General features: G+C 63.3%; 6 protein-coding genes. All 6 read right to left on the bottom strand.

Annotation, left to right across the window (positions count from 1 at the left end; translation table 11 throughout):
* Positions 1 to 117: cupin domain-containing protein (locus ACR2FV_RS02250; RefSeq protein ID WP_434014097.1), on the bottom strand; the 117-nt coding region annotated here is incomplete at its 3' end.
* 472 nt (positions 118 to 589) lie between these two features.
* Entirely contained in the window at positions 590 to 883 is a 294-nt protein-coding gene (locus tag ACR2FV_RS02245) for a Txe/YoeB family addiction module toxin (protein ID WP_434014096.1), read from the bottom strand.
* Complete coding sequence (locus ACR2FV_RS02240) at positions 864 to 1,154, bottom strand: type II toxin-antitoxin system Phd/YefM family antitoxin (RefSeq protein ID WP_434014095.1); 291 nt, start codon at positions 1,152 to 1,154, stop codon at positions 864 to 866. Before ACR2FV_RS02240 ends, ACR2FV_RS02245 begins: the two co-directional genes overlap by 20 nt.
* Before the next feature lie 255 nt (positions 1,155 to 1,409).
* Complete coding sequence (locus ACR2FV_RS02235) at positions 1,410 to 1,703, bottom strand: type II toxin-antitoxin system RelE/ParE family toxin (protein ID WP_434014094.1); 294 nt, start codon at positions 1,701 to 1,703, stop codon at positions 1,410 to 1,412.
* Complete coding sequence (locus ACR2FV_RS02230; RefSeq protein ID WP_434014093.1) at positions 1,700 to 1,927, bottom strand: addiction module protein; 228 nt, start codon at positions 1,925 to 1,927, stop codon at positions 1,700 to 1,702. Before ACR2FV_RS02230 ends, ACR2FV_RS02235 begins: the two co-directional genes overlap by 4 nt.
* 213 nt (positions 1,928 to 2,140) lie before the next feature.
* Positions 2,141 to 2,482, bottom strand: coding sequence for a hypothetical protein (locus tag ACR2FV_RS02225; RefSeq protein WP_434014092.1), 342 nt, complete (start codon positions 2,480 to 2,482; stop codon positions 2,141 to 2,143).
* Between the last annotated feature and the right edge of the window lie 424 nt (positions 2,483 to 2,906).

The following is a 2,906-nucleotide window of genomic DNA, read 5'->3' as shown; positions in this document are numbered from 1 at the left end:
GCGCGCATCGAGCGGCTGCACGCGAGCGGCGGAGCGGTAGACCTCGCGGAAGTGGCCGCCCTCCGGGTGCGGAGCCAGCCCGAGCGAGGAGATCAGATGCGCAGCGCGAGAGTGCATGAACGAGTGCGATCCTGAACGAATGACGGGGAATCAGCCGTGGCATCCTTGGCGTCACAAGTTCACCGGCATGCAGTGCCGATGCAAGGCTGCCCCCGCGCCACAGCATGGCGCCGCATGTCGGGAGATTGAGAGACCAATGGAGATCGGGAAACCAATACGGAAGACGCTGATCAAGAGAGTGCGAGCAGAGACAGTACGCAGATGATGGGAGAGCGGTCGGTCCGCCGCCGGGGAAAAGCCGGTAACGAGTGCGTTCCTCAAGAGAACACTTGCAGCGATTGGCTCTCGGTGCGCGAATGATCCACCATGGCCCGGACGCTTCAGGCGCTCCACAGAAGAGGCCGGATATACGACTGCAACCGTGCCCCTCCGCCACGGTCAGCACTCGGTCTCTTCAGTGCCCCTGGACAGACCTCCGGGAGGAGCCCAAATATACGACTTGTTAGCCCCGGCCATTCGGCGGACACCTTCAGTAGTGGTAGCGAGCCTGAAGAAAGTCAACTCGTTCGCTGCTCACCAGGTACACCAGCCGGTGCTCCTGCGAGATCCGCCGCGACCACACATCCGAGCCGAGGTACCGCAGTGGTTCCGGCTTTCCGACACCAACGAACGGCTCCCGAAGCACCGCCTCCACCAGGTCGAGCACGCGCAGCGCCAACTTCCGATCGGCCTCCACCCAGTGCCGCAGATCCTCGCGAAATTCCAGATGAAAGACCGCCTCACGCCGCCGCGGCTCGGCTGGCTTACCGCGCTTCTTCGCCAAGCCCGAGCTCCTGACGAAGCGCCTCCACACTCTGCGAGACCTCCGTACCGCTGCGGGCTCGCGCCAGGGCGGTGAGCAAGCGTTCGGCGTTCTTCGGCGACCGCAGCAGGTGCGCGGTCTCGATCAAGCTGGAGAGTTCGTCGGCGGCAATCAGCGCCACGTCCTCCGCATTGCGACGGCGAATGATGACGACCTCCCGGTCCTCGGCCGCGGCATCACAAAGCTCGGCGAAGTGAGCGCGAGCATGGGTGTAGGTGGTCTCGATGGACATTCAGCCTCCGGTGAACATGTACAGCACAACGGTTCATGTCTGGGGTCGTCACGTCAAGAGGAAGCTCGCCACGCACGAAAGGCCGGATCGAGGGCTAACGCCGAGGATCAGGCGCGCAGGGCGGCTGCGGAAGCCTTGCCCTCGCACGAAAATACGGGGCGCCCTGTGTCGCCTGCATCCGATTATCAGCCCAAGCCGAAGCGACGTAAGTGGTTTGTATGTCTGCATTTACGCTATTGCACCGAAGTGAACGGGTCAGATCCGTTCCCGCCAGTAGCCAGGCCGGCGCCGGTGGTGTGCCACGGCTACTACCAAGGCGCCTTCCGGCAGGATGTCGTAGACCACCGAGAAGGGGAACCGCTGCAGCACCACACGCCGCGTGTTCACCAGATGCGGACTTCCGTGCTCCGGAAAGGTGGCGATCCGCTCCAGTGCCCGTTCCACTTCCTCGATGAACTCCCCACCCAAACCGCGCACTTCGCCTTCGTATCGATCGACCCACTCCAGGAACTCTTCCTCAGCCTCCGGAAGAAACGGGATCTCAATCACCGCAACCGCGCCCGTGCTTTGGCGAGAACCTCCGAGGCCGGGATCGTCTGGACCGTACCTGCGTGGTACGCTTCCAAGCGGCGGCGGATCTCCTCCCCCCAGGCTCGTTCGACCTCCTGCGGATCCTCGGCATCCTCATCATCGAGGCTGACCAACAACCGCCGCGCGAGTCTCGCCCGCTCGGAAGCGGGGAGATTCAAGGCTTCGGCCTCCAACTGCTCCAACGGTCTGCTCATAACACGACACTCCGGCTCGGGTTCACACCGGAAAATAACTTCGGAGCCGGCAACATGCACGAGGGTGGGAATGAGGAGGGCTAACGATGAAGCTTCAGGGGCGGAACCGCGGGGCTCCACCGCCTGCGTTCCGCTCACAATCATGCCCGCGGTTTCGTCCCTTGCAAGCGCCTGTTAGGCCAGCACGAGCGCACCCTCCATTCAGTTCGTGACATGGACGTGCCACCGTGTGAAATGCTCCGAGTTCAACCCGCGGGAGAACACGCTGATCCCCACCAAGGGGCTCGCCCCGGTTCCTCTCACGTGAAAGTTCACCGATGCCCGGTAGCCGCGTTCCACAACCCCCACAAGCTCGGTCTCGACCTCCCAGTCCGGGGGGGCATTCACCTGGCTTTGAGCGCCGTAGAAGCGCACCTTGTAGAAGCCCGGTCCGCCCTCGTTCTGTAGCGCGACCGGCACAAGGACGAGATCCGTCAAGTAAGCGACCGGGCCTACCGCAGTGATCTTGACGCGCGCAGCCTCGGTATCCGCAGGCGCGAGCATCGGGGCTTCGCCTGTACAGCTAGCGAGAAAAAGTGCCAAAGCAACAACACGCCACATCGTGCACCTCCGATCTCAGAGTCTCCGCAGCGCAGGCATGGGTGAGCATGCAGCTTCTGCTCCACTCGCCCTGGCAAGCGCTCTCCCCCAGCACGCAACCAATCGGAACTGCGTCGCCTGATGCTGGGCTCGACCGGAGCTGCTGGAGGACCTAACGACCAAGCTCACCCGCCGCTGGAAGCCGAAGCGACGGGAGGAACGACCAAAGCGCAGGCTGTAAGAGGTCGGGTGCAGCGCCTTGTTCAAGTAAGCCGCTAGCGCGGCAGGGCAGATCCCGGAGCATCCCCACCTACTTTCGGTTCGCCACCGATCAAGCGTAGCGACCTCGCGCACCTGAGGCTGCATCTTTCGCGGTGTGGTTCATCCT

The sequence above is a fragment of the Ornithinimicrobium sp. genome, assembly GCF_051004135.1.
GTDB lineage: Bacteria > Actinomycetota > Actinomycetes > Actinomycetales > Dermatophilaceae > Ornithinicoccus.
This window is presented reverse-complemented; position numbering and strand designations above follow the sequence as displayed.